At 59.3% G+C, this 20038-nt stretch carries 18 protein-coding genes; 13 read left to right on the top strand and 5 right to left on the bottom strand.

Annotation, left to right across the window (positions count from 1 at the left end; translation table 11 throughout):
* Positions 1 to 55: 55 nt before the first annotated feature.
* The 3 genes from BUA42_RS09905 to BUA42_RS09895 all read left to right on the top strand — a co-directional run bounded on the left by BUA42_RS09905 (position 56) and on the right by BUA42_RS09895 (position 3998).
* On the top strand, positions 56 to 586 hold the full coding sequence (locus BUA42_RS09905; RefSeq protein ID WP_072777595.1) for a gamma-glutamylcyclotransferase: 531 nt from the start codon (positions 56 to 58) through the stop codon (positions 584 to 586).
* 74 nt (positions 587 to 660) lie between these two features.
* Positions 661 to 1851, top strand: coding sequence for a biopolymer transporter ExbB (locus tag BUA42_RS09900; protein WP_072777594.1), 1191 nt, complete (start codon positions 661 to 663; stop codon positions 1849 to 1851).
* A 2-nt stretch (positions 1852 to 1853) separates the two neighbouring features.
* Positions 1854 to 3998, top strand: a complete 2145-nt coding sequence (locus tag BUA42_RS09895; RefSeq protein ID WP_072777593.1) for a peptidoglycan -binding protein — start codon at positions 1854 to 1856, stop codon at positions 3996 to 3998.
* On the opposite strand, the gene BUA42_RS09890 is transcribed toward BUA42_RS09895, so the two are convergent.
* From BUA42_RS09890 to gloB, 3 genes are all read right to left on the bottom strand, one after another.
* Entirely contained in the window at positions 3999 to 4847 is an 849-nt protein-coding gene (locus BUA42_RS09890; RefSeq protein ID WP_245818992.1) for a M23 family metallopeptidase, read from the bottom strand. It abuts the gene before it with no gap.
* A gap of 101 nt (positions 4848 to 4948) precedes the next feature.
* Positions 4949 to 7273, bottom strand: a complete 2325-nt coding sequence (gene clpA, locus BUA42_RS09885; protein WP_072777592.1) for an ATP-dependent Clp protease ATP-binding subunit ClpA — start codon at positions 7271 to 7273, stop codon at positions 4949 to 4951.
* Between the two features lie 156 nt (positions 7274 to 7429).
* Positions 7430 to 8197 carry a hydroxyacylglutathione hydrolase gene (gene gloB / locus BUA42_RS09880; RefSeq protein ID WP_072777591.1) on the bottom strand — a complete coding sequence of 256 codons (768 nt, stop codon included), beginning with the start codon at positions 8195 to 8197 and terminating at the stop codon, positions 7430 to 7432.
* A gap of 62 nt (positions 8198 to 8259) precedes the next feature.
* Here gloB and BUA42_RS09875 point away from each other — a divergent pair, with 62 nt between their 5' ends.
* From BUA42_RS09875 to BUA42_RS09830, 10 genes are all read left to right on the top strand, one after another.
* Positions 8260 to 9039: a methyltransferase domain-containing protein gene (locus tag BUA42_RS09875; protein ID WP_072777590.1), complete on the top strand. Its 780-nt coding sequence runs from the start codon at positions 8260 to 8262 to the stop codon at positions 9037 to 9039.
* Positions 9040 to 9041: 2 nt separating this feature from the next.
* On the top strand, positions 9042 to 9884 hold the full coding sequence (locus tag BUA42_RS09870) for a PhzF family phenazine biosynthesis protein (protein WP_072777589.1): 843 nt from the start codon (positions 9042 to 9044) through the stop codon (positions 9882 to 9884).
* 367 nt (positions 9885 to 10251) lie between these two features.
* Entirely contained in the window at positions 10252 to 10812 is a 561-nt protein-coding gene (locus BUA42_RS09865) for a F0F1 ATP synthase subunit delta (RefSeq protein WP_072778384.1), read from the top strand.
* Positions 10813 to 12351: a F0F1 ATP synthase subunit alpha gene (gene atpA, locus BUA42_RS09860; protein WP_072777588.1), complete on the top strand. Its 1539-nt coding sequence runs from the start codon at positions 10813 to 10815 to the stop codon at positions 12349 to 12351.
* Between the two features lie 12 nt (positions 12352 to 12363).
* Positions 12364 to 13245 (top strand): F0F1 ATP synthase subunit gamma, encoded by an 882-nt coding sequence (locus BUA42_RS09855; protein WP_072777587.1) that lies wholly within the window; start codon positions 12364 to 12366, stop codon positions 13243 to 13245.
* A gap of 24 nt (positions 13246 to 13269) precedes the next feature.
* Positions 13270 to 14106 (top strand): hypothetical protein, encoded by an 837-nt coding sequence (locus BUA42_RS09850; protein ID WP_072777586.1) that lies wholly within the window; start codon positions 13270 to 13272, stop codon positions 14104 to 14106.
* Between the two features lie 31 nt (positions 14107 to 14137).
* Positions 14138 to 15562: a F0F1 ATP synthase subunit beta gene (gene atpD, locus BUA42_RS09845; RefSeq protein WP_072777585.1), complete on the top strand. Its 1425-nt coding sequence runs from the start codon at positions 14138 to 14140 to the stop codon at positions 15560 to 15562.
* Between the two features lie 63 nt (positions 15563 to 15625).
* The gene (locus tag BUA42_RS09840) at positions 15626 to 16060 is read left to right on the top strand and encodes a F0F1 ATP synthase subunit epsilon (RefSeq protein ID WP_072777584.1); all 435 of its coding nucleotides are present in this window, start codon (positions 15626 to 15628) and stop codon (positions 16058 to 16060) included.
* Positions 16061 to 16168: 108 nt separating this feature from the next.
* Positions 16169 to 16519, top strand: coding sequence for an H-type lectin domain-containing protein (locus tag BUA42_RS09835; protein WP_072777583.1), 351 nt, complete (start codon positions 16169 to 16171; stop codon positions 16517 to 16519).
* Positions 16520 to 16586: 67 nt separating this feature from the next.
* Positions 16587 to 17600, top strand: a complete 1014-nt coding sequence (locus BUA42_RS09830) for a sterol desaturase family protein (protein WP_072777582.1) — start codon at positions 16587 to 16589, stop codon at positions 17598 to 17600.
* A gap of 27 nt (positions 17601 to 17627) precedes the next feature.
* On the opposite strand, the gene argE is transcribed toward BUA42_RS09830, so the two are convergent.
* Together argE and BUA42_RS09820 are read right to left on the bottom strand one after the other, a co-directional pair.
* Positions 17628 to 18782 carry an acetylornithine deacetylase gene (argE, locus tag BUA42_RS09825; protein WP_072777581.1) on the bottom strand — a complete coding sequence of 385 codons (1155 nt, stop codon included), beginning with the start codon at positions 18780 to 18782 and terminating at the stop codon, positions 17628 to 17630.
* Positions 18783 to 18785: 3 nt separating this feature from the next.
* Complete coding sequence (locus tag BUA42_RS09820) at positions 18786 to 19970, bottom strand: M24 family metallopeptidase (protein ID WP_072777580.1); 1185 nt, start codon at positions 19968 to 19970, stop codon at positions 18786 to 18788.
* Positions 19971 to 20038 lie beyond the last annotated feature (68 nt).

The following is a 20038-nucleotide window of genomic DNA, read 5'->3' as shown; positions in this document are numbered from 1 at the left end:
TTTTGTCCGCTGCGCGATTGGTGTTTATCGCGCGCAGGACAGCAGGACCAGTACGATGACGCTTTGGGTTTTTGGATACGGCTCCCTTTTGTGGAACCCGGGCTTTGAACCGGTCGAGACCGCGCATGCGCAGCTTCGTGGCTACGCCCGGAGCTTTTGCATGCGGTCGATCCATCATCGCGGGACGCAGACCGACCCGGGACTTGTGCTCGCGCTGGACGAACATCCGGGCAGCGTGTGCGACGGTCTGGCGATGCAAATGCACGAGGCCGAGGTTGACGCAACAATGACCTACCTGCGGGAAAGGGAACTGGTGTCTTCGGCTTACCTCGAAAAATCGTTGACCGTGACGCTGCACGACGGGCGCGAAGTGACGGCTGTCACTTATGTCATCGATCCCGACCATGTCCAGTATTGCGGTGCGCTGGAGCTTGAGGAGCAGGCGCAGATCATTGCGCGTGCCGTGGGCGGGCGAGGTCCGAACAGCGATTACCTGTTCAATACGGCGTCTCATCTGGCCGAATTGGGCATTCCGGATGCAGACCTGGAATGGCTGAGTCACCGGGTGCGTACGTTGCTTGCTTAACGACTTGGCGATTGGCAATGAACCGCTTAGGGTGGCGCGCGAAGAATAAGAAACCCGCGTCAGGACCTGTCCTTATGGATCAGCCGGACATCGAGGCCGAGCCACAGTTTTCACAGCCTGTCAGACAGGTTTTGATGATGCTTCTCGTTCTGGGGCTGACAGGCTCCGGGGCGGTTCTGGCGTTGCCTCGGGTGCTGCCGGTGTTCGAGGCGAACCCGTACCTGAACGGTTTCATTCTTTTCGTTTTTGTCGTCGGCGTGCTGGCCGTGTTCTGGCAGGTTTGGCAGCTCATTCAATCGGTGCGCTGGATCGAAACCTTTGCGCGTGAGCGTGAAAGCGGGGTTCAATCAAAGGCGCCTTTGCTGCTGGCCCCATTGGCGACGCTCCTGCGGTCTCGCAGCAAGCGGATGCAGATCAACACGGCGTCGACCCGATCTATCCTGGATTCCGTTGCCACGCGAATTGACGAAGCGCGCGAGATCACGCGCTACATCGTCAACCTTCTGATCTTCCTTGGCTTGCTTGGCACGTTCTACGGTTTGGCGACGACCGTTCCGGCTTTGGTTGACACGATCCGGGGGTTGGCACCTGAAGAAGGTGAGACGGGCACCGAGGTTTTCGCGCGCCTGATGACCGGCCTCGACAGTCAGTTGTCCGGTATGGGTGTCGCCTTCGCCTCATCCTTGCTGGGGCTTGCCGGGTCTCTGGTTGTGGGGTTGTTGGAGCTTTTTGCCGGGCATGGGCAAAACCGGTTCTATCGCGAGCTTGAAGAATGGTTGAGTTCGATCACCAAGCTCGGGTTTTCCAGCGGCGACAGTGACGGCACTGGCGAGATGGGAACGGCGGGTCTGTTACTGGATCAGATGGTCGACCAGATGGAGACGCTGCAACTGCTGTTTGCCCGCTCCGAACAGGGACGGGCAGAGGTGGAAAATCGGCTCGGCCAACTTGGTGACGCCTTGGAGCGGATGACCGAACGGATGGAAGCCACCGCCCCGACCGCCACGGCGTTTGCGCGCCTCGCGGAAGGGCAGGAACGCCTTCTCGACGCTCTTGAGCACAAGTCCGAAAACGAGGGCCTCGATGCCGAGAGCCGGATGCGCCTACGGTCCATAGATGTACAGATGCTGCGTATTCTTGAGGAAATCGCTGCAGGTCGGCAGGAGACGATGGCGGAATTGCGGACCGACTTGTCGACGATTGCCCGGTCTCTTGATCGACTAGGGCGCAGAGCGACGCGCGACGACAAAGGTGAGGAGGGCTAGGCATGGCCCTGTCCCGTCGCACTGGGGCGCGTTTCCAAGCCTCGATCTGGCCCGGATTTGTGGATGCGATGACGGGGCTTTTGCTGGTCCTGATGTTCGTTCTGACGATTTTTATGGTGGTGCAGGCCGTCCTGCGTGACACCATCACCGGTCAAGAGAACGAACTCAACACGCTTTCCTCCGAGATCGCGGAACTCGCGCGTGCGCTCGGGCTTGAGCAGCAACGCAACACGGCATTGACCAATGAGCTTGGCGTACTGAACGCGACACTGGACGATACGCGCACGCGTCTGACCGAGCAGGAAGCGATTATTGCGTCATTGTCCGCCACGCGGGCCCGGCAGGCGGCGGCGCTTGAAGCTGCGGATGCGCGCATCGCATCTTTCGAAGAACAGGTGGCCGGATTGCTGGCGGAACGCGACACTGCTCTGGGCCAGGTTGCAGACCTAGCCGAGGCGCGCGAGCGGCTGTTGTCGGAGCAGGAGGCGCTGAACCTTGCACTTGCGACGGCGCGTAATGAAATCGATGAACAAACCGAAGCGGCGCGGCTGGCAGCAGCGCGACGCGAGGCGCTGGAGGCGCTCGTCGCTGATCTTCGTGCGCAGAATGCTGATGCGACCGCGACAATCGGGGACCTCACCGCGCAGGTGGGATCGCTTGAATCCGAGTTGAGTGAGGAGGAGGCACTGCGTCTGGCCGAGGCTGCTGCGGCCGAAGCGCTTCGTGAGCGGTTGCAGAACGCGGATGCCGAACTGACCGCAATGACCCTCGCGCTCGAGCAGCAGCGCGCAGAGGCAGAAGAGACGCTGACACTGTTGGCGGCTGCGCGCGCGGCCGAAGATGATTTGACCGCACGTTTGGCTGCGGCACTTCTGGAAGGCGAGGAAACCGCCGCTGCATTGCAGGCGCGGCTCGATGCGCAGGCGGAGCGGATTGAAGCGCTTCAGACGGATCTGTCAGCGGCTGCAATCAACGAAAGCTCTTTGTCGTCACTGGAAGCGCAACTGTCCGAAGCTCTGGCACGTCTGGCCGAAGCCGACGCACTCGAGGAACGTCTTGAAGCGCTGCGGGCGGAGAATGCGCAACTGTCCGAAGGCCTCTCTGACGCGCAAGCGACCGCTGCGACCGTAGCGGCCTTACGGCAGGCCTTGGCCGAGGCACAGGCGGAGGCAGCCGCGCGGACGGAACAGGAGCAAACGCTGGAGCAGCGTCTGGCTGCGGCCCTCGCGGAACAGACAAGCACGGCAACGTCTTTGGAGAACACGCGGGACCAATTGGCTGCGGCTTTGGCGGCCAAGCTTGCCGCGGAAACGGCTTTGGAAAACCGTCTTTCGGAGGCAGAACAGCGGCGGTTGTTGCTGGAACGAGCACGCGAACAGTTGAACACGGAAACTGCCCGGGCCACCGAAGCGCAGCGTCAGACCGAGCTGTTGAACCAGCAGGTCGGGGCGCTGCGGCGACAGTTGTCGTCCTTGCAAGCGCTGCTGGACGAGGCCGAGGCTCGGGATGTCGAGGCGCAAATCCAGCTACAAAGTCTTGGCAACGAACTGAACACCGCGCTTGCGCGGGTCGCCTCCGAAGAACGCCGCCGCCGTCAGTTGGAAGAGGCCGAGCGCATCCGGCTCGAAGAAGAACGTCAGCGTCTGGAAGAAGAAAAACGGCGGCTGGCGGGCGAAAACCAGGACCTTGAGCGTTATCGGTCGGAATTCTTCGGGCGCTTGCGAGAGGTCTTGGGCAACCGTGAAGGTGTGCGCATCGAAGGCGACCGCTTTGTCTTTTCGTCCGAAGTGCTGTTCCCGCCGGCCGAAGCCGGATTGTCCCCGGAGGGTCGCGCGCAGATCGCGAATGTGGCGCAGATTCTTCAGGATGTCGCCCAAGATATCCCGGACGAACTGAACTGGATCATTCGGGTGGACGGGCACACCGACAATCTGCCCTTGTCAGGGCAAGGGCGTTTTGCCGACAACTGGGAGCTGTCGCAGGGGCGGGCGTTGTCAGTCGTACGCTATATGATCGAAGAGCTTGGCATCCCGCCGCAGCGATTGTCGGCGAATGGTTTCGGGGAGTATCAACCCGTAAACACCGAAGATTCGGCTGAAGCGCGCGCGCAGAACCGTCGGATTGAGCTGAAGCTTACCGAGCAATAGCTATTTGACGGTGACGTCCGCGTGACGCACCGCGAGAATCGTGTCGCCCCGGATCAACCGTACGTAGCCGCGATATTTGCCTGCGTCCCACCCACCATCCGGGGCGCGACGCCCGAACGCGCGAAACAATTGCGCCTGATCGGCGTCGATCCGTGCAGTGTGGTCGAACACCGGTCCATCGGGTCCTGTCATCAAAAACTCTACTTTGTCCCCGGCATTTGCGTGGAAAACATGCCCGTAAAGCACCATCGCGTCGGTCCCCGTGAGGGTCGTCACCCGCGCTGATCCGGTTTGAACCTCTTCAAGTTCGGGTACCTGGTTGGATACCGCTGCCGTGAAAATCCCGGCATCACTGTAATATGGCGTGTCGAGCCACAGCGTTTCAAGCGGTTCGCTACAGGCGTTTTCTTGCGTTGGTGCAAAGGGATCCACGATGCTGTTCCCCTGAGTGATCGTCAGGTGAAGATGCGGATAGTTGGTCAGTCCACTCAGACCAACTTCGCCCAGCATCTGACCCGCCAATACGCGCTGGCCGGCAGAGACAAGGATCGAGCCAAGCTTCATGTGGCAGTAGACCGACTGATAGCCATTGCCGTGGTCGATGCGCACTGCATTGCCGCATTCTTGTCCGTTCAATTCAGTCCCGGGAACGTACGGTTGATCGGGAAGCATGTCGCGGGTCGCCTGAACCCGCCCCGGCGCAGCAGCGATCACCGGCACGCCTTGCACCATCTGTTCGAAGCTCAGCAAGGCGATGTCAGTGCCGCTGTGCCCGTCGCGGGATTTCAAACCACAGCGGTAATCCGAAACGCCCTCAGACGGATCGACATCGGGGTAGTCTTCGATCACGCACGTCTCTCCGAGCGTGCAGTCCAAGGGAAACCCCAGAAATGGTGCGTCCGCCAGAACAGGTGTGGCGGACGCAAGTAGTATCGCTGAGATGAGGCGGATCAATCCGCCGTCAGAAGCGGAGGCTTCTTGCTGGAAAGACGCGGATTGTCCGGGCCTTCCGTGTTCAGAACAAGTTTGCCGTCCTTGACCGACACTCTGACTACGCCGCCTTTGGCAAGGCTGCCAAACAGGAGTTCTTCGGCCAACGGCTTCTTGATCTCTTCCTGAATGACGCGCCCGAGTGGACGTGCGCCCATCTTGTCGTCGTAGCCTTTCTCGGCCAGCCATTCGGCAGCAGGCTTTGTCAGTTCGATGGTCACGTTGCGATCCATGAGCTGCGCTTCGAGTTGCAGCACAAACTTCTCGACCACTTGGAGGATGACCTCTTTCGGCAGCGGCGCGAAGGAGATCACCGCGTCAAGACGGTTGCGGAATTCCGGCGTGAACGTACGTTCGATGGCCGCTGTATCTTCGCCTTCACGACGATCCCGACCAAAGCCGATGGCCGCTTTCGCCTGCTCAGCAGCACCGGCGTTCGACGTCATGATCAGGATCACATTGCGGAAGCTGACAGTACGCCCGTTGTGATCGGTCAGCGAACCGTGGTCCATCACCTGCAGCAGGATGTTATAGACATCCGGGTGCGCTTTTTCGATCTCGTCGAGCAAAAGTACGCAATGCGGGTGTTGATCCACGCCATCGGTCAGCTGACCGCCCTGGTCAAATCCGACATACCCCGGAGGTGCGCCGATCAGTCGGCTGACAGCGTGTTTTTCCATGTATTCGGACATGTCGAAGCGCAAGAGTTCCACACCCAGCGTGTCCGCCAGTTGCTTGGCAACTTCGGTCTTACCGACACCGGTGGGGCCGGCGAACAGATAGTTGCCGATGGGCTTTTCCGGTTCACGCAAACCGGCACGTGCCAATTTGATCGCCGAAGACAGGGCGTCGATTGCAGCGTCCTGACCAAAAACCACGCGCTTGAGCGATGCTTCGAGGTCTTTCAGCACCTCTGCATCGTCCTTGCTAACGTTCTTCGGCGGAATGCGCGCGATCTTCGCGACGACGGCTTCGATTTCTTTTGCGCCGATGGTCTTCCGCCGCTTGGACTCCGCCACGAGATGCTGCGCAGCGCCGGCTTCGTCGATCACGTCGATGGCCTTGTCCGGCAGTTTGCGGTCATTGATGTAGCGCGCCGACAATTCGACGGCGGTCTTGATCGCATCGGTGGTGTATTTGACGCTGTGATGCTCCTCAAAATAGGGTTTGAGGCCCTTGAGGATCTTGATGGCGTCATCGACCGTCGGTTCGTTCACGTCGATCTTCTGGAACCGGCGGCTCAGCGCCCGATCTTTTTCGAAGTGCTGACGGAATTCCTTGTAGGTGGTCGATCCCATGGTGCGCAGTTTGCCGCCCTGAAGCGCGGGCTTGAGCAGGTTGGAGGCGTCCATGGCGCCACCTGACGTTGCGCCTGCACCGATCACGGTGTGAATTTCGTCGATGAACAGGACGGCATCTTCGTGCTCTTCCAATTCGGTCACAACCGCCTTCAGACGTTCCTCAAAATCACCCCGATAGCGGGTACCCGCCAGAAGCGCACCCATGTCGAGCGAGTAGATCGTCGTGTTCGCCAAAACGGCAGGTGTTTCGCCCGACACGATCTTGCGCGCGAGGCCTTCGGCGATGGCGGTCTTGCCCACGCCGGGGTCCCCCACCAACAGCGGGTTGTTCTTGCGGCGGCGGCACAGGACCTGAATGCAGCGTTCAACTTCGGAATCGCGACCGATGAGCGGATCGATATCGCCCTCACGCGACTTCGCGTTCAGATCGACGCAATACTTCGCAAGCGCAGATTCCTTCTGTTCGCCCTGCGGCTCGGCCGCTTGCGCTTCTTCCTCGTTCTCGGTCGCGCCAGAGACCGGACGGCTTTCGCCGTAGGCTGGGTTCTTGGCGACACCATGCGCGATGAAGTTGACCGCGTCGTAGCGGGTCATGTCCTGATCCTGAAGGAAGTAGGCCGCGTTGCTTTCGCGTTCCGCGAAGATTGCAACAAGGACATTCGCCCCGGTCACTTCGGACCGGCCAGAGCTTTGCACATGGATTGCGGCGCGCTGGATCACGCGTTGGAAGGCGGCAGTCGGCACCGCCTCGGACCCTTCGATATCGGTCACGAGGTTGGATAGATCATCGTCGATGTAATCCACCAGCGTCGTTCGCAGTTCTTCGGTGTCAACCGAACACGCTTTCATCACGCGGACGGCGTCGGGTTCGTCGATCAACGCGAGAAGCAAGTGCTCGAGGGTCGCGAATTCATGCGACCGTGAGTTTGCCAGCGCCAGCGCAGAGTGGATTGCCTGCTCAAGGGTATTCGAAAATGAAGGCACGATGCAGTGCTCCTTCTATTTTTGTTGCTCCGCAGCGTACGAAACAACTGTCATCTTAATATTAAAGTTTGGTTGTTACCGACCAAGCTTCAAGTTTTTTCTTGGTCTTGACAGGATTGTTCTGTCGGATTGTGCGCAACTTCGCGTGATTTTGCATCAGAACCGGTCTTTGCGCGCTCGGATTTCGGCAAAGACATCAACGGGCGCGGCGCCGATCATGTCGAGTTGGGCTTGGATTGCAGGGTCTGTGGCGCGCAAAAACGGGTTTGTCGCCAGTTCGTCGGAAAGTGTGCTTGGAACGGTCGGTTCGTTCTTGCGACGCGCCTGATCTATGCGCTTGATCCGGGCTTTCAAGTCGGCATTGTCCGGATCGACCGTGATTGCGAAGCGGGCGTTGGCCTGCGTGTATTCGTGACCGGAACAAATGAGCGTTTCAGGGTCCAGCGCCGCGAGCTTTTGGAGGCTGTCCCACATTTGTGCCGCCGTGCCTTCGAACAGGCGGCCACAGCCCAGTGCCATAAGACTGTCCGCAGTAAACGCGTAGTCAGAAGAATTGAGGATGAAGGCGATGTGACCTTCCGTGTGACCGGAAACGTCGAACACGTCAACGGTTTCGCCGCCGAATTCAAACGCATCGCCATCGGCGACTTCGCGGTTCAGCGGGGGCAGCCTGTGAACATCGGCCTTGGCGCCGGTCACTTTCGCATCGTATTTGGAAAGCAGGTCATCCACGCCGCCGATGTGGTCATGATGGTGATGGGTGAGCCAGATCTCGGTCAGCGTCCAATCTCGTTTGGATAGCTCGTCCAAGATGGGTTTGGCTTCAGGCACATCGATACAGGCCGTTTCCCCGCTGCCAGCGTCGTGCAGCAGGTAAGTGTAATTGTCCGAAAGCGCTGGGAGTGTGACGAGTTCAAGGGGCATGGCGTTTCTCACGGCAGTGGGTACATTCAGGGAAACGTAGGCCGATTGAGCCGGAGGCCACAATGCATCTCGATGTGCAGACCCTGCACGACTTCTATTATCGAAGCGCGATTGGTCGTGTGGCGCAACGTGTTGTGCGGGATCAGGTCAAGGTCTTCTGGCCGAATGCCAAGGGCGAAACCCTCGGCGGGTTCGGCTTTGCGGTGCCGTTGTTGCGCCCCTACCTGAGCGAGGCGCGTCGGATCATTGGCCTTATGCCCGCACAGCAGGGCGTGATGCCTTGGCCCGCCGGCATGCCGAACGTGTCGGTCCTTTGCGAAGAGACGCTGTGGCCGATTGAAAATGACAGGTTCGACAAGCTTGTTCTGATGCACGGCCTCGAAACGTCCGAAAGGCAGTCCGCCTTGCTGGAAGAATGTTGGCGTGTGCTGCGCCCAGGTGGGCAGGCGTTGTTCATCGTCCCGAACCGGTCCGGTCTATGGGCGAGATCCGACGCAACGCCCTTCGGGTTTGGTCGACCGTATTCAATGGGCCAGCTCGAAGCACAGCTTCAGGCGCATTTCTTTGATCCGAAGCGACATACGGCAGTGCTTTATCAACCGCCGTCGACCCGAAGGTTCTGGATGAAGACTGGACCGATCTGGGAAACGGTTGGTCGCAGCGTGTCAGCGCTCATCGCCGGGGGTATCCTGATGGTTGAGGTGACGAAGGTGCATCCCAAGCCGTCGGGAAATCGTGCTGAAAGCCGGGTGCTCAAACCCTTGGGAAATCTTGTCCCAAGTCCGGCCGCCAAGCCGGCCAGGGCGCGTGTTCCCGTGAATGTTCCCAGACAGGAGGCGTGACGATGAAACGTCGATTTGTGCAGGTCGACGTTTTCGCGTCCGAGCCAACGAAAGGCAATGGCCTTGCCGTCGTCATCGACTCAGAAGGTCTGTCCACCGAGCACATGCAAGCCTTCGCGGCCTGGACCAATCTTGCCGAAACGACGTTTCTGTTGCCGCCCTCCTCTCCTGCGGCCGACTACCGCGTTCGCATCTTCACCCCAGCGAAAGAAATGCCCTTTGCGGGCCATCCCACACTCGGCAGTTGCGCCGCTTGGCGGCACGTCGGGGGCAGGCCGAAATCTTCGGGTCAAGTCGTGCAGGAATGCGAGATCGGATTGGTCGCTATTGACCTTGTCGGAGCCGTTCCGGCCTTTGTCGCGCCACCGACACGGGTCGCACCTATGCCCGAAGATACGCAAACCGAGTTATGCGAAAAGCTAAAGATTGACGCGAGCCTCGTTTTGCGATCTGCCAGACTCGAGAATGGACCTGTCTGGCAGTTGCTCGAGCTGCAAACCGCGGCTGATGTCCTTGCGGTCGACGCAAATCTGATCCGCTGGCCTGAATTCTCTGGGGTGAGCCTTCTTGGTGCGTATGGTGACGGTCAACCTTGCGATTTCGAAATTCGCAACGTGTCGCCATCCAGCGGAATGAGCGAAGACCCGATCACCGGATCGCTGAATGCAGCGGTCGCGAAATGGATGCAGAAGGAAGGGCGACTCAAGCATGACCTTACGATTGCGCAAGGCACCGCGATCGGCCGGACTGGGCGTGTCTACATCCGCCTTGGCGACAGGGATCGAGAAACCGTCTTGATCGGCGGGGAGAGCCAGATCGTCATCGAGGGCAGTGTCTTTCTCTAAACGTTCCCGCGTGGGTTGCGCGGGCGGTTCTACTGGTGAAAGCCGCCGATGCTGTCAGCTTCCAATCCCGCCATCGCCCGATCTGTCTTACGACTGATGAGTTCGCGCTAACAGGAATCGCGAAAAGTTGAGAAGATGGCTCGACTTTAGGTGTTTAGCGCGCGCGCATTCCGTCGCACTTCGTGTTAACTCCTTGTAAACAATGAAAATGCCGACTCGGGGTATTTCACCTTACCGTGTTGCGGGCTTTGAAAGCCTCTGCTACATCCGCGCTGATTTCTATGCCTCACGGCATTTGCACAAACGAAAACGCCTCTGACCACCGCTGAAACCGGGGGATCGGAGGCTAACTAGCGGAAGGGTGGACGTGTCTGAATCAGCATCCGTTTCCTCAGGCATCGCAGATCGCTATGCCACGGCGGTCTTTGACCTTGCCAAAGAGGGTAAAGAGCTCGACAAGCTTGAAGCCAACCTTGACGATCTGTCGGCCGCCCTTGCCAGCAGCCCTGAACTGACCGATCTGATCCATTCACCCGTCTATTCCCGCGAAGAACAATCTGCCGCCATTTCCGCTGTTGCGGCAAAGATGGGTCTGACGCAGACCATGCAGAACGTGCTGGCGCTGATGGCGTCCAAGCGCCGCCTGTTTGTTGTGCCTCAGATGATCAACCGCCTGCGCGATCTGATCGCGGATGAGAAGGGCGAGGTTACAGCGGATGTCGTATCGGCGGTCAAATTGAGCGCGGCGCAATCCAAAGAGCTGGCCAAGACGCTCAAGGCGAAAGTTGGCAAAGACGTTAAGATAAATGCGACCGTTGATGAAAGCCTCATCGGCGGTCTTGTCGTTAAAGTGGGCTCGAAGATGATCGATACCTCGATCCGCTCCAAGCTCAACTCCCTCCAGAATGCAATGAAAGAGGTCGGATAAATGGGTATCCAAGCAGCCGAGATTTCTGCGATCCTTAAGGAGCAGATCAAGAACTTCGGGCAGGACGCCGAAGTCACCGAGGTGGGCCGCGTCCTTTCCGTTGGTGACGGTATCGCGCGTGTCTACGGCCTCGACAACATTCAGGCCGGTGAAATGGTCGAATTCCCGGGCGGAATTCGCGGCATGGCGCTGAACCTCGAAGCCGACAACGTTGGTATCGTGATCTTCGGTTCCGACCGGGACATCAAGGAAGGCGACACCGTCAAGCGCACGAAAGCGATCGTGGACGTGCCGGTGGGTCCGGAACTGCTGGGCCGTGTTGTGGACGGTCTGGGCAACCCGCTTGATGGCAAGGGTCCGATCAACGCGAAAGAGCGTTCGATTGCGGACGTGAAAGCACCCGGCATCATCCCGCGGAAGTCGGTGCACGAACCGATGGCAACCGGCCTGAAGGCCGTCGACTCCATGATCCCGATCGGCCGTGGCCAGCGAGAGCTCATCATTGGTGACCGTCAGACCGGTAAAACCGCTGTGGCGCTTGACGCGATCCTGAACCAGAAGTCCTACAACGATGCGGCTGGCGACGACGAGAGCAAGAAGCTCTACTGCGTCTACGTCGCCGTTGGCCAGAAGCGCTCCACCGTGGCGCAGCTGGTGAAGAAGCTGGAAGAGTCCGGCGCGATTGACTACTCAATCGTGGTCGCGGCCACCGCGTCCGATCCGGCTCCGATGCAGTTCCTTGCACCCTACGCGGCGACGTCGATGGCGGAATACTTCCGCGACAACGGCAAGCACGCGCTCATCATCTACGATGACCTGTCCAAGCAAGCGGTTGCGTATCGCCAGATGTCCCTGCTGCTCCGTCGTCCCCCGGGTCGTGAAGCGTATCCGGGTGACGTTTTCTACCTCCACTCGCGTCTGCTTGAGCGGTCCGCGAAGCTGAACGAAGACAACGGCGCGGGTTCGCTGACGGCTCTGCCCATCATCGAAACGCAGGGTGGTGACGTTTCGGCGTTTATTCCGACCAACGTGATCTCGATCACCGACGGCCAGATCTTCCTTGAAACGGAACTCTTCTATCAAGGCATCCGTCCTGCGGTGAACACCGGTCTGTCGGTGTCTCGTGTGGGATCGTCGGCGCAAACCAGCGCGATGTCCTCGGTCGCCGGTCCTGTGAAACTGTCCCTCGCGCAGTACCGCGAAATGGCGGCCTTCGCGCAGTTCGGTTCCGACCTCGACGCCTCGACCCAGCAGTTGCTGAACCGCGGCGCGCGTTTGACCGAGTTGATGAAGCAGCCGCAGTATTCGCCGCTGACCAACGCGGAAATCGTCTGCGTGATCTTTGCGGGCACCAACGGGTATCTCGACAAAATCCCGCTCGACCGGGTGAAAGATTTCGAAGCCGGTCTGTTGGGACACATGCGCGGCAAGCGTCAGGATATCCTAGATTGGATCACCAACGAGGATCCGAAGATCAAGGGCGACGCTGCCGACAAGCTCAAAGCAGCGATCGACGAATACGCCGCCGACTTCTCGTAAGGAGACGAGGCAATGCCAAGTCTTAAGGACCTGAAAAACAGGATCGAGTCGGTCAAATCGACCCGCAAGATCACCAAGGCCATGCAGATGGTGGCCGCCGCGAAACTGCGGCGGGCACAGGATGCCGCCGAGCAATCGCGCCCATACACGGAACGCTTCAATGCAGTTTTGGGTGCGTTGGCCGCCAGTGTGGGCGACAGCGACAGCGCGCCAAAACTGCTGAGCGGCACCGGCAAAGATGACGTCCATCTTCTGGTAGTCATGACGGCAGAGCGCGGATTGTGCGGTGGCTTCAACGCCAACATCGCCAAACTCGCCAAGCAGCATGCGACCGAGCTCAAGGGGAAGGGCAAGACTGTCAAGATCCTGACCGTCGGCAAAAAGGGCCGCGACGCGATGAAGCGCGATTTCGGCGATCACTTCGTCGGTCATATCGATCTGAGCGAGGTAAAGCGGATCGGTTATGCCGATGCGCAGGGTATTGCCAAGGATGTCCTCGGCCGCTTCGATGCAGGCGAATTCGACGTTGCGACGATCTTCTACGCAAAATTCGTTAACGTCGTGAGCCAGACCCCGACGGCCCAGCAGATCATCCCCGCAGCCTACGAGACCGATGACGATGCGGGCGACGGTGCAAACACGCTTTACGATTACGAGCCGGATGAAGAAGCGATCCTTGCTGACCTTCTCCCTCGCGGTGTGGCGACGCAGATTTTTGCGGCGCTGCTCGAAAACGGAGCATCTGAACAGGGTGCCCGGATGAGCGCGATGGACAACGCGACGCGGAACGCGGGCGAGATGATCGACAAGCTCACCATCGAGTACAACCGTTCGCGTCAGGCCGTGATTACGAACGAACTGATCGAAATCATCTCGGGCGCGGAAGCGCTGTAATCACGGACGGGTCGGATCATCACGATGTTGGGTATCACGCCACACTATGTCACCGAAGAACAGCAGCCCGAGCTGCTGTTCTCCGTGTGCTCGTTGGTGGCGTCCGACGAGAAATATCAGCGCTTGCTTGAGTCGTTCGAGAAACAAGGTTTCGACGCGTCGAACACCGAATTTCTCGCACTCGACAACAGGGGTGAAAACCGGTTCGACGGTTACAATGCGCTGCGTCGTGTCTTCCCGCAGTGCAAGGGCAAGTACATCTTGCTGACGCATGACGATATCGAACTTGTGGAAGACGGAGCGGAAAAGCTGACGTCGGTTCTCAACAATCTGGAAGCGCGGGACCCGAACTGGATGGTGGCGGGCAACGCGGGCTGGTCTTCGGCGCACCCTGAACGCCTGGTGCTGCACCTCAATGACCCACACGGTGACTGGCGGGATGCACGATCCGGACCGGTCGATGTGATGTCTCTGGACGAGAACCTGTTGATCCTGCCGCGTGCGCGTATGGTGTTTCCGTCGGTTGACCTGAACGGATTTCACCTTTTTGCGCTCGATATGTGTATGCAAAGCCGTATGGCAGGCGGGCGCAGCTATGTTGTGCCGTTCCGTGTCAAACACCACAGCGGCGGGTCGGCCAGTGCGGCCTTCGAGGAAAGCCGGGCGCGGTTCACGGACAAATACGCCGCTCTGCACATTCCGCATCGTCTTAGAACACCGGCGGCCTGTCTTTATGTCGGGGCGCGGGGCCGACTTCAGAAAGTGATCGACGACCTTGTCGAGCGCTTTGGATCAAAGTTTTCGAACCTCGCCCAAAAGGCGGGATCAAAAAAAAAATCTGCTGCGGTTGGCAGCAAATGAAACCACACTTCTAGCCTGAGAGGTTAACTAGATGGCAAACGCAAAAGGCAAAATCACGCAGGTGATCGGCGCCGTCGTGGACGTTCAGTTCGACGACCATCTGCCGGCTATTTTGAACGCGCTGACAACGGACAACAACGGCAAGAAGCTGGTGTTGGAAGTGGCGCAGCACCTGGGCGAGAACACCGTCCGGACGATCGCGATGGACGCGACTGAAGGTCTCGTGCGTGGCCAGGAAGTTGTGGATCAGGACGGCCCGATTTCGGTGCCGGTGGGCACAGCAACACTGGGCCGCATCCTGAACGTTGTTGGTGAGCCGGTCGACGAAGGTGGCCCGGTCGAAGCGGACGAAACCCGCCCGATCCACGCGGCTGCACCCGAATTCGCGGAGCAGTCGACCGAGTCGGAAATCCTCGTGACAGGTATCAAGGTCATCGACCTCCTCGCCCCCTACTCCAAGGGCGGTAAAATCGGTCTCTTCGGCGGTGCCGGTGTGGGCAAGACCGTTCTCATCATGGAATTGATCAACAACATCGCGAAAGTGCACTCCGGATATTCCGTGTTCGCGGGCGTTGGCGAACGGACCCGCGAGGGCAACGACCTTTACCACGAGATGATTGAATCCAACGTGATCAAGCCGGACAACTTGGCGGAAAGCCAAGTGGCGCTTGTGTACGGTCAGATGAACGAACCTCCCGGTGCGCGTGCGCGTGTTGCTCTGACAGGTCTGACGCTTGCGGAACAGTTCCGTGACGCGTCCGGAACCGACGTACTGTTCTTCGTCGACAACATCTTCCGCTTCACACAGGCTGGTTCCGAAGTGTCCGCTCTGCTCGGTCGTATCCCATCTGCTGTGGGCTACCAGCCGACATTGGCGACCGACATGGGCCAGATGCAGGAACGCATCACATCGACAAAGGCAGGTTCCATTACCTCCATTCAGGCCGTGTACGTCCCTGCGGACGACCTCACCGACCCTGCACCTGCAACGACCTTTGCGCACCTCGATGCGACAACCGTTCTGTCCCGTGCGATTTCCGAGCTTGGCATCTACCCGGCGGTGGACCCGCTCGATTCCAACTCGCGCCTTATGGACCCGCAGATCGTGGGTGAAGAGCACTACCAGGTGGCACGTGACGTTCAGGGTATCCTGCAGCGCTACAAGTCGCTTCAGGACATCATCGCGATTCTCGGCATGGACGAACTGTCCGAAGAAGACAAAATGACCGTGGCCCGTGCGCGTAAGATCCAGCGCTTCCTGTCGCAGCCGTTCGACGTGGCGAAGGTGTTCACCGGGTCCGACGGTGTTCAGGTTCCGCTCGAAGACACGATTTCGTCCTTCAAGGCTGTTGTCGCTGGCGAGTATGACCACTTGCCCGAAGCGGCCTTTTACATGGTGGGCGGCATCGACGAAGTGAAAGCCAAGGCCGAGAAAATGGCTGCGGAAGCCGCTTAACCAGGCGCTCATCGCTCCTCGCGGAGCTTTTCGCGAGGGGCGTGACCCAAGAGGAGTTCTGACATGGCAGACACCATGCAATTCGATCTGGTCAGCCCCGAGCGCAGCCTCATGTCCGCGCAGGTCAAATCTGTGCAGATCCCCGGTGCCGACGGCGACATGACGGCGATGCCGAACCACGCGCCGCTGATCACCACGTTGCGTCCAGGCATTCTTTCTGTCGAGACCGAGAAGGGCACAGAGGAATTCGTTGTGACCGGCGGCTTCGCCGAGCTTGGCGAAAGCCTGTCCGTTCTCGCCGAACGTGCGGTGCCGAAAGGGGACGTGGATCAGGCTGCTTACGAAGCGATGGTCGACGAGGCGCAGAACGCCTACAACCAGACCAAGGAAGCCTTCAAGAACGAGCCGGGCCCGGTAGATGATGCTGCCAAGCTTTTGGCGGATATGGTCGCGGTTGGGACTCATATCGGTTTGTCGCCGAAACAGCCGTCGCTCTGAGGACGGTATCGGTTTGTTTATCATGAGCCTCGCAGCAATGCGGGGCTTTTTTCGTTTAGTGGCGGGTGAAGCCGGAGTGTCCGGCACCGCAGTGTGTGAGGCGGTAGTATGCAAGTGATCGACAGCGCACGGGTCGGGATCGCGCAGGGATCAGTGGACCTTTTCTCGGACTTCGAAGAAGGCGGTGAGATGTGGACCGGCGAGGGCGCTCGGTCGCGCAGCCAATGGATCGCCTTCGAACGTCCATTCTCGTTACCGCCTCTGGTCCACGTGTCGCTGACGCTCTGGGATATGGACAGCGCACATAACGTGCGGGCGGATATTTCGGCAGAGAAAGTTTCAGAGACAGGCTTTGAAGCCATCTTTCGCACATGGCTCGACACAAAGGTTGCGCGTGTCCGGATGTCCTGGATCGCCATCGGCGCAATCGACAACGAAGACGACTGGGATGTCCCATAGTTCGCAGGGAATTTTCGGACTGATGCGGAGTGTCTACATACACTGACCTTCGAGTGTGCCATCTTCGATGTGTTGTCACCTTTGCGAGGGAAACCAACGCGTGGCCGATGCACCGTTCAAAGGATGGAACCATGTTCCGGACGTTCCAATTCAGGTGTCGCCGCTTTTTCGGTGGCCCCTGCGGCCGAAAGAGATTGCGCTCTGGTTCTGGAATTCTTGGTTTCTGATCTCCGAGAAGCTCATCATCGTCGCTATCGCATTCGTTTCACTGACATGGTTTCAGCCGCCGCTGGAAGAAACACGCACACTCGCGGTCGGTTGGATTGCAGAGATGTTTGTACGCAACCTCGTGCTGATGACGGTCGTCGCGGGCGGGCTCCACCTGTATTTCTACACCTTCACCAAACAAGGCCAGCGACTGAAATTCGATCCGCGCCCGCTGATGAAGGATGGGCGGCAGTTCACGCTGGGTGGTCAGATCCGGGACAACATGTTCTGGACGCTGGCGAGCGGCGTGACGATCTGGACGGCCTATGAAGTGCTCCTCTTCTGGGCCTTGGCAAATGGCTACGCGCCGATGCTGACTTGGGCAGCGCACCCAGTGTGGTTCGTGCTGTTGTTCCTGCTCATTCCGATCTGGGAGAGTTTTTACTTCTACTGGATCCACCGTCTGTTACACGTGCCGGTTCTCTACAAACACGTGCATGCCCTGCATCACCGCAACATCAATGTCGGTCCGTGGTCAGGTCTGTCGATGCACCCGGTGGAGCATGTGATCTTTCTGGGCTCGGTGCTGATTCACTTCATTGTTCCGGCCCACCCGGTGCATATCCTGTATCACCTGCAATACTACACGCTCACGGCGGCCACGACGCATACCGGGTTCGAGGGGCTTCTCGTGAAGGATGAGAACCGGTTGAAGCTGGGGACATTTCACCACCAAATGCATCACCGATATTTCGAGTGCAATTACGGGTCACTGGAGATTCCGTGGGACAAACTCTTTGGATCGTTTCATGACGGAACTGTCGCAGCCGACGTGAAGATCAGGGAACGACGCAAGCGCATCATGGGAGCGTAGGTCGGACATACCGGTTCGACCTACCAATCACAGCCGTTCAGCGAGACGTTCCAGCATCCGGACGCATTGACCCAGCTGATCGATGGCGAGGTATTCGTCGGCCTTGTGCGCCTGTTCTATAGAACCCGGACCACAGACGACAACATTCATACCGAGGGCCTGAAAGATGCCGGCCTCCGTGCCGAAGGACACGAGGTCGGACGTGTTGGCCCCGGTCAATTCCGACACGATCCGGCGGGCTTCGTTGTCGTCGGCGGGTTCGAGGCCGGCGACCTCGCCGATCACCTCGGTCTCAATGCTTGCGTCCGGGTGGATTGCTCGCATGCGAGGAAGGAGTTCCTCGGAACAAAAGCGATGAAGGCTGTCTTTGACGAAAGTCGCGTCTTCAATCTGTACCGGCCGCATCTCCCAATCGACCTGCGCTGTTGGGGCGATCACGTTATGGGCAACCCCGCCAGTAAGCGCGCCGACGTTCACTGTGGTCCAGGGGGGATCGAAGCCCGACATCGCCGGGGCGCGGGAGCGCAGTGCGTCTTTCAGGCCAAGCAGGTGATTCACGTAGCGCACCGCATATTCGACCGCATTGACGCCTTGATCGGGCAGCGATCCGTGACCGGGCAAGCCGGAAAAGCGCGTCGTGTACTCGTAGCATCCCTTGTGTCCGTCGATGATGCGCATCTCGGTTGGTTCGCCGACGATGGCCACACCGGGCGTCAGGCCCTTGGCTTTCAGAACTTCCGACAGATGCTGTGCGCCAAGGCAGCCGGTTTCCTCGTCATAGGTGAACGAGAAGTGCAGCGGCCGGTCTTTGACACGTGCCGCAAACACTGGGGCGAGGGCGAGCGTCGCGGCAATAAAGCCTTTCATGTCGCAGGTCCCACGCCCGTAGAGCCGCCCGTCGCGCTCCTCCATGGCGAACGGATCGCTGGTCCACTCCTGATCGCTTACCGGGACGACGTCGCTGTGGCCGGACAAGAGGATTCCTCCATCCCGCTCCGGCCCGAGCGTTGCGAAGAGGTTGGCCTTGGTCCCGCACGGCGCAGCGATCAGTTCGCAGCGTGCACCTGCCTCCTCCAACAAACCGGCCATGTGTTGAATCATATCGAGATTGCTGTCGGTCGATACGGTCGGGAACGCGATCAACTCGCGCAGGATGTCGATACTTCGGTTCAGGGCATCCATCGCTCAGGGTTTCACAAAAAGCTTGCGTTCGACGGTACAGAACGGCTCGGCAGGACCGGTTTCCGTGATGAGGATCGTCTCGGTTGTCTCCAATCCCCAGGTGTCCATCCACAGCGCTGGCATGAAATGAAAGGTCATTCCAGGTTGCAGAACGGTTTCGTCCTCGGGCCGAATGGACGCGGTGCGCTCACCCCAATCGGGGGGATAGCTGAGCCCGATGGGATAGCCGCAGCGGCCTTCACGGTGGATACCGTGTGTCTTGAGCACGTCGATGAAAGCATTTGCGATGTCGCAGGTCCTGTTTCCCGCGCGGGCGGCGTCCAGACCGGCGGCGATGCCCTCAAGCTGTGCCTTTTCGGCGTCCAGCATCTCCTGCGGCGGGGTGCCAAGGAAGACGGTTCGACAGAGCGGCGCATGATAGCGGCGGTAACACCCCGAGAGTTCAAAGAATGTCGCCTCACCTGAGCGCATCGGGTCGCCGTTCCATGTCAGGTGTGCCGCTGTGGCATCCAGACCAGAAGGTGTAAGCGGGACGATGGCAGGATAGTCGCCCCAGATCTCATCCACACCGGTGATGCCGGCATGAAAGATGTCCGCCACAAGGTCGTTCTTTCGCAGACCCGGTTCCGCCCTGTCGATGGCGGTCTGAACGATCTTATCCGAAATCCGTGCGGCTTTGCGAATGAAAGCCAGCTCCTCATCAGATTTGACGATCCGCTGCCAATTCACTAGCGCGGTGGCGTCGATCAGTGTGGCGTCCGGCAATTCCGCACCAAGTACGGCGTGAGCCTTTGCGGAGTAGTAGTAGTTCTCCATTTCGACACCGATGCGCGCCCGGTCCAGGCCCATCGCCGCGATGCGCGCCGCGAGGTCCTGCATGGGATGTCGCACGGTTGATTGCACGTAGTGATCGCCGTAACCAAGGACATTGTCATCATGCATCCAGCAGGTGCGCCGTCCGCCTAGCATATCCATGTGACGGCCCCACCAGACCGGTTCGCCGTCCATGCGCAGCAGGACACCCTGATGCACGTAGAAGGACCATCCGTCATACCCGGTCAGCCAGGCTTGATTGGAGGGATCGGTGACGAACAGCGCATCCAGCCCCGCGTTGGCCATTGCGCCCCGAGTGAGCGCGATCCGGCGGTCGTATTCCGTTTGAGAGAAAGGGGCGTTTTCAATCGGCATTCCGCACTCCTTGAACAGTCAGTGCAGCGTCAACCGGAAGAGAGGATGGATCAAGCAAAAGCGCGACG

Source organism: Marivita hallyeonensis (assembly GCF_900129875.1).
Lineage (GTDB): Bacteria > Pseudomonadota > Alphaproteobacteria > Rhodobacterales > Rhodobacteraceae > Marivita > Marivita hallyeonensis.
The sequence above is the reverse complement of the archived record's forward strand: the minus strand, read 5'-3'. Positions and strand labels throughout refer to the sequence as shown.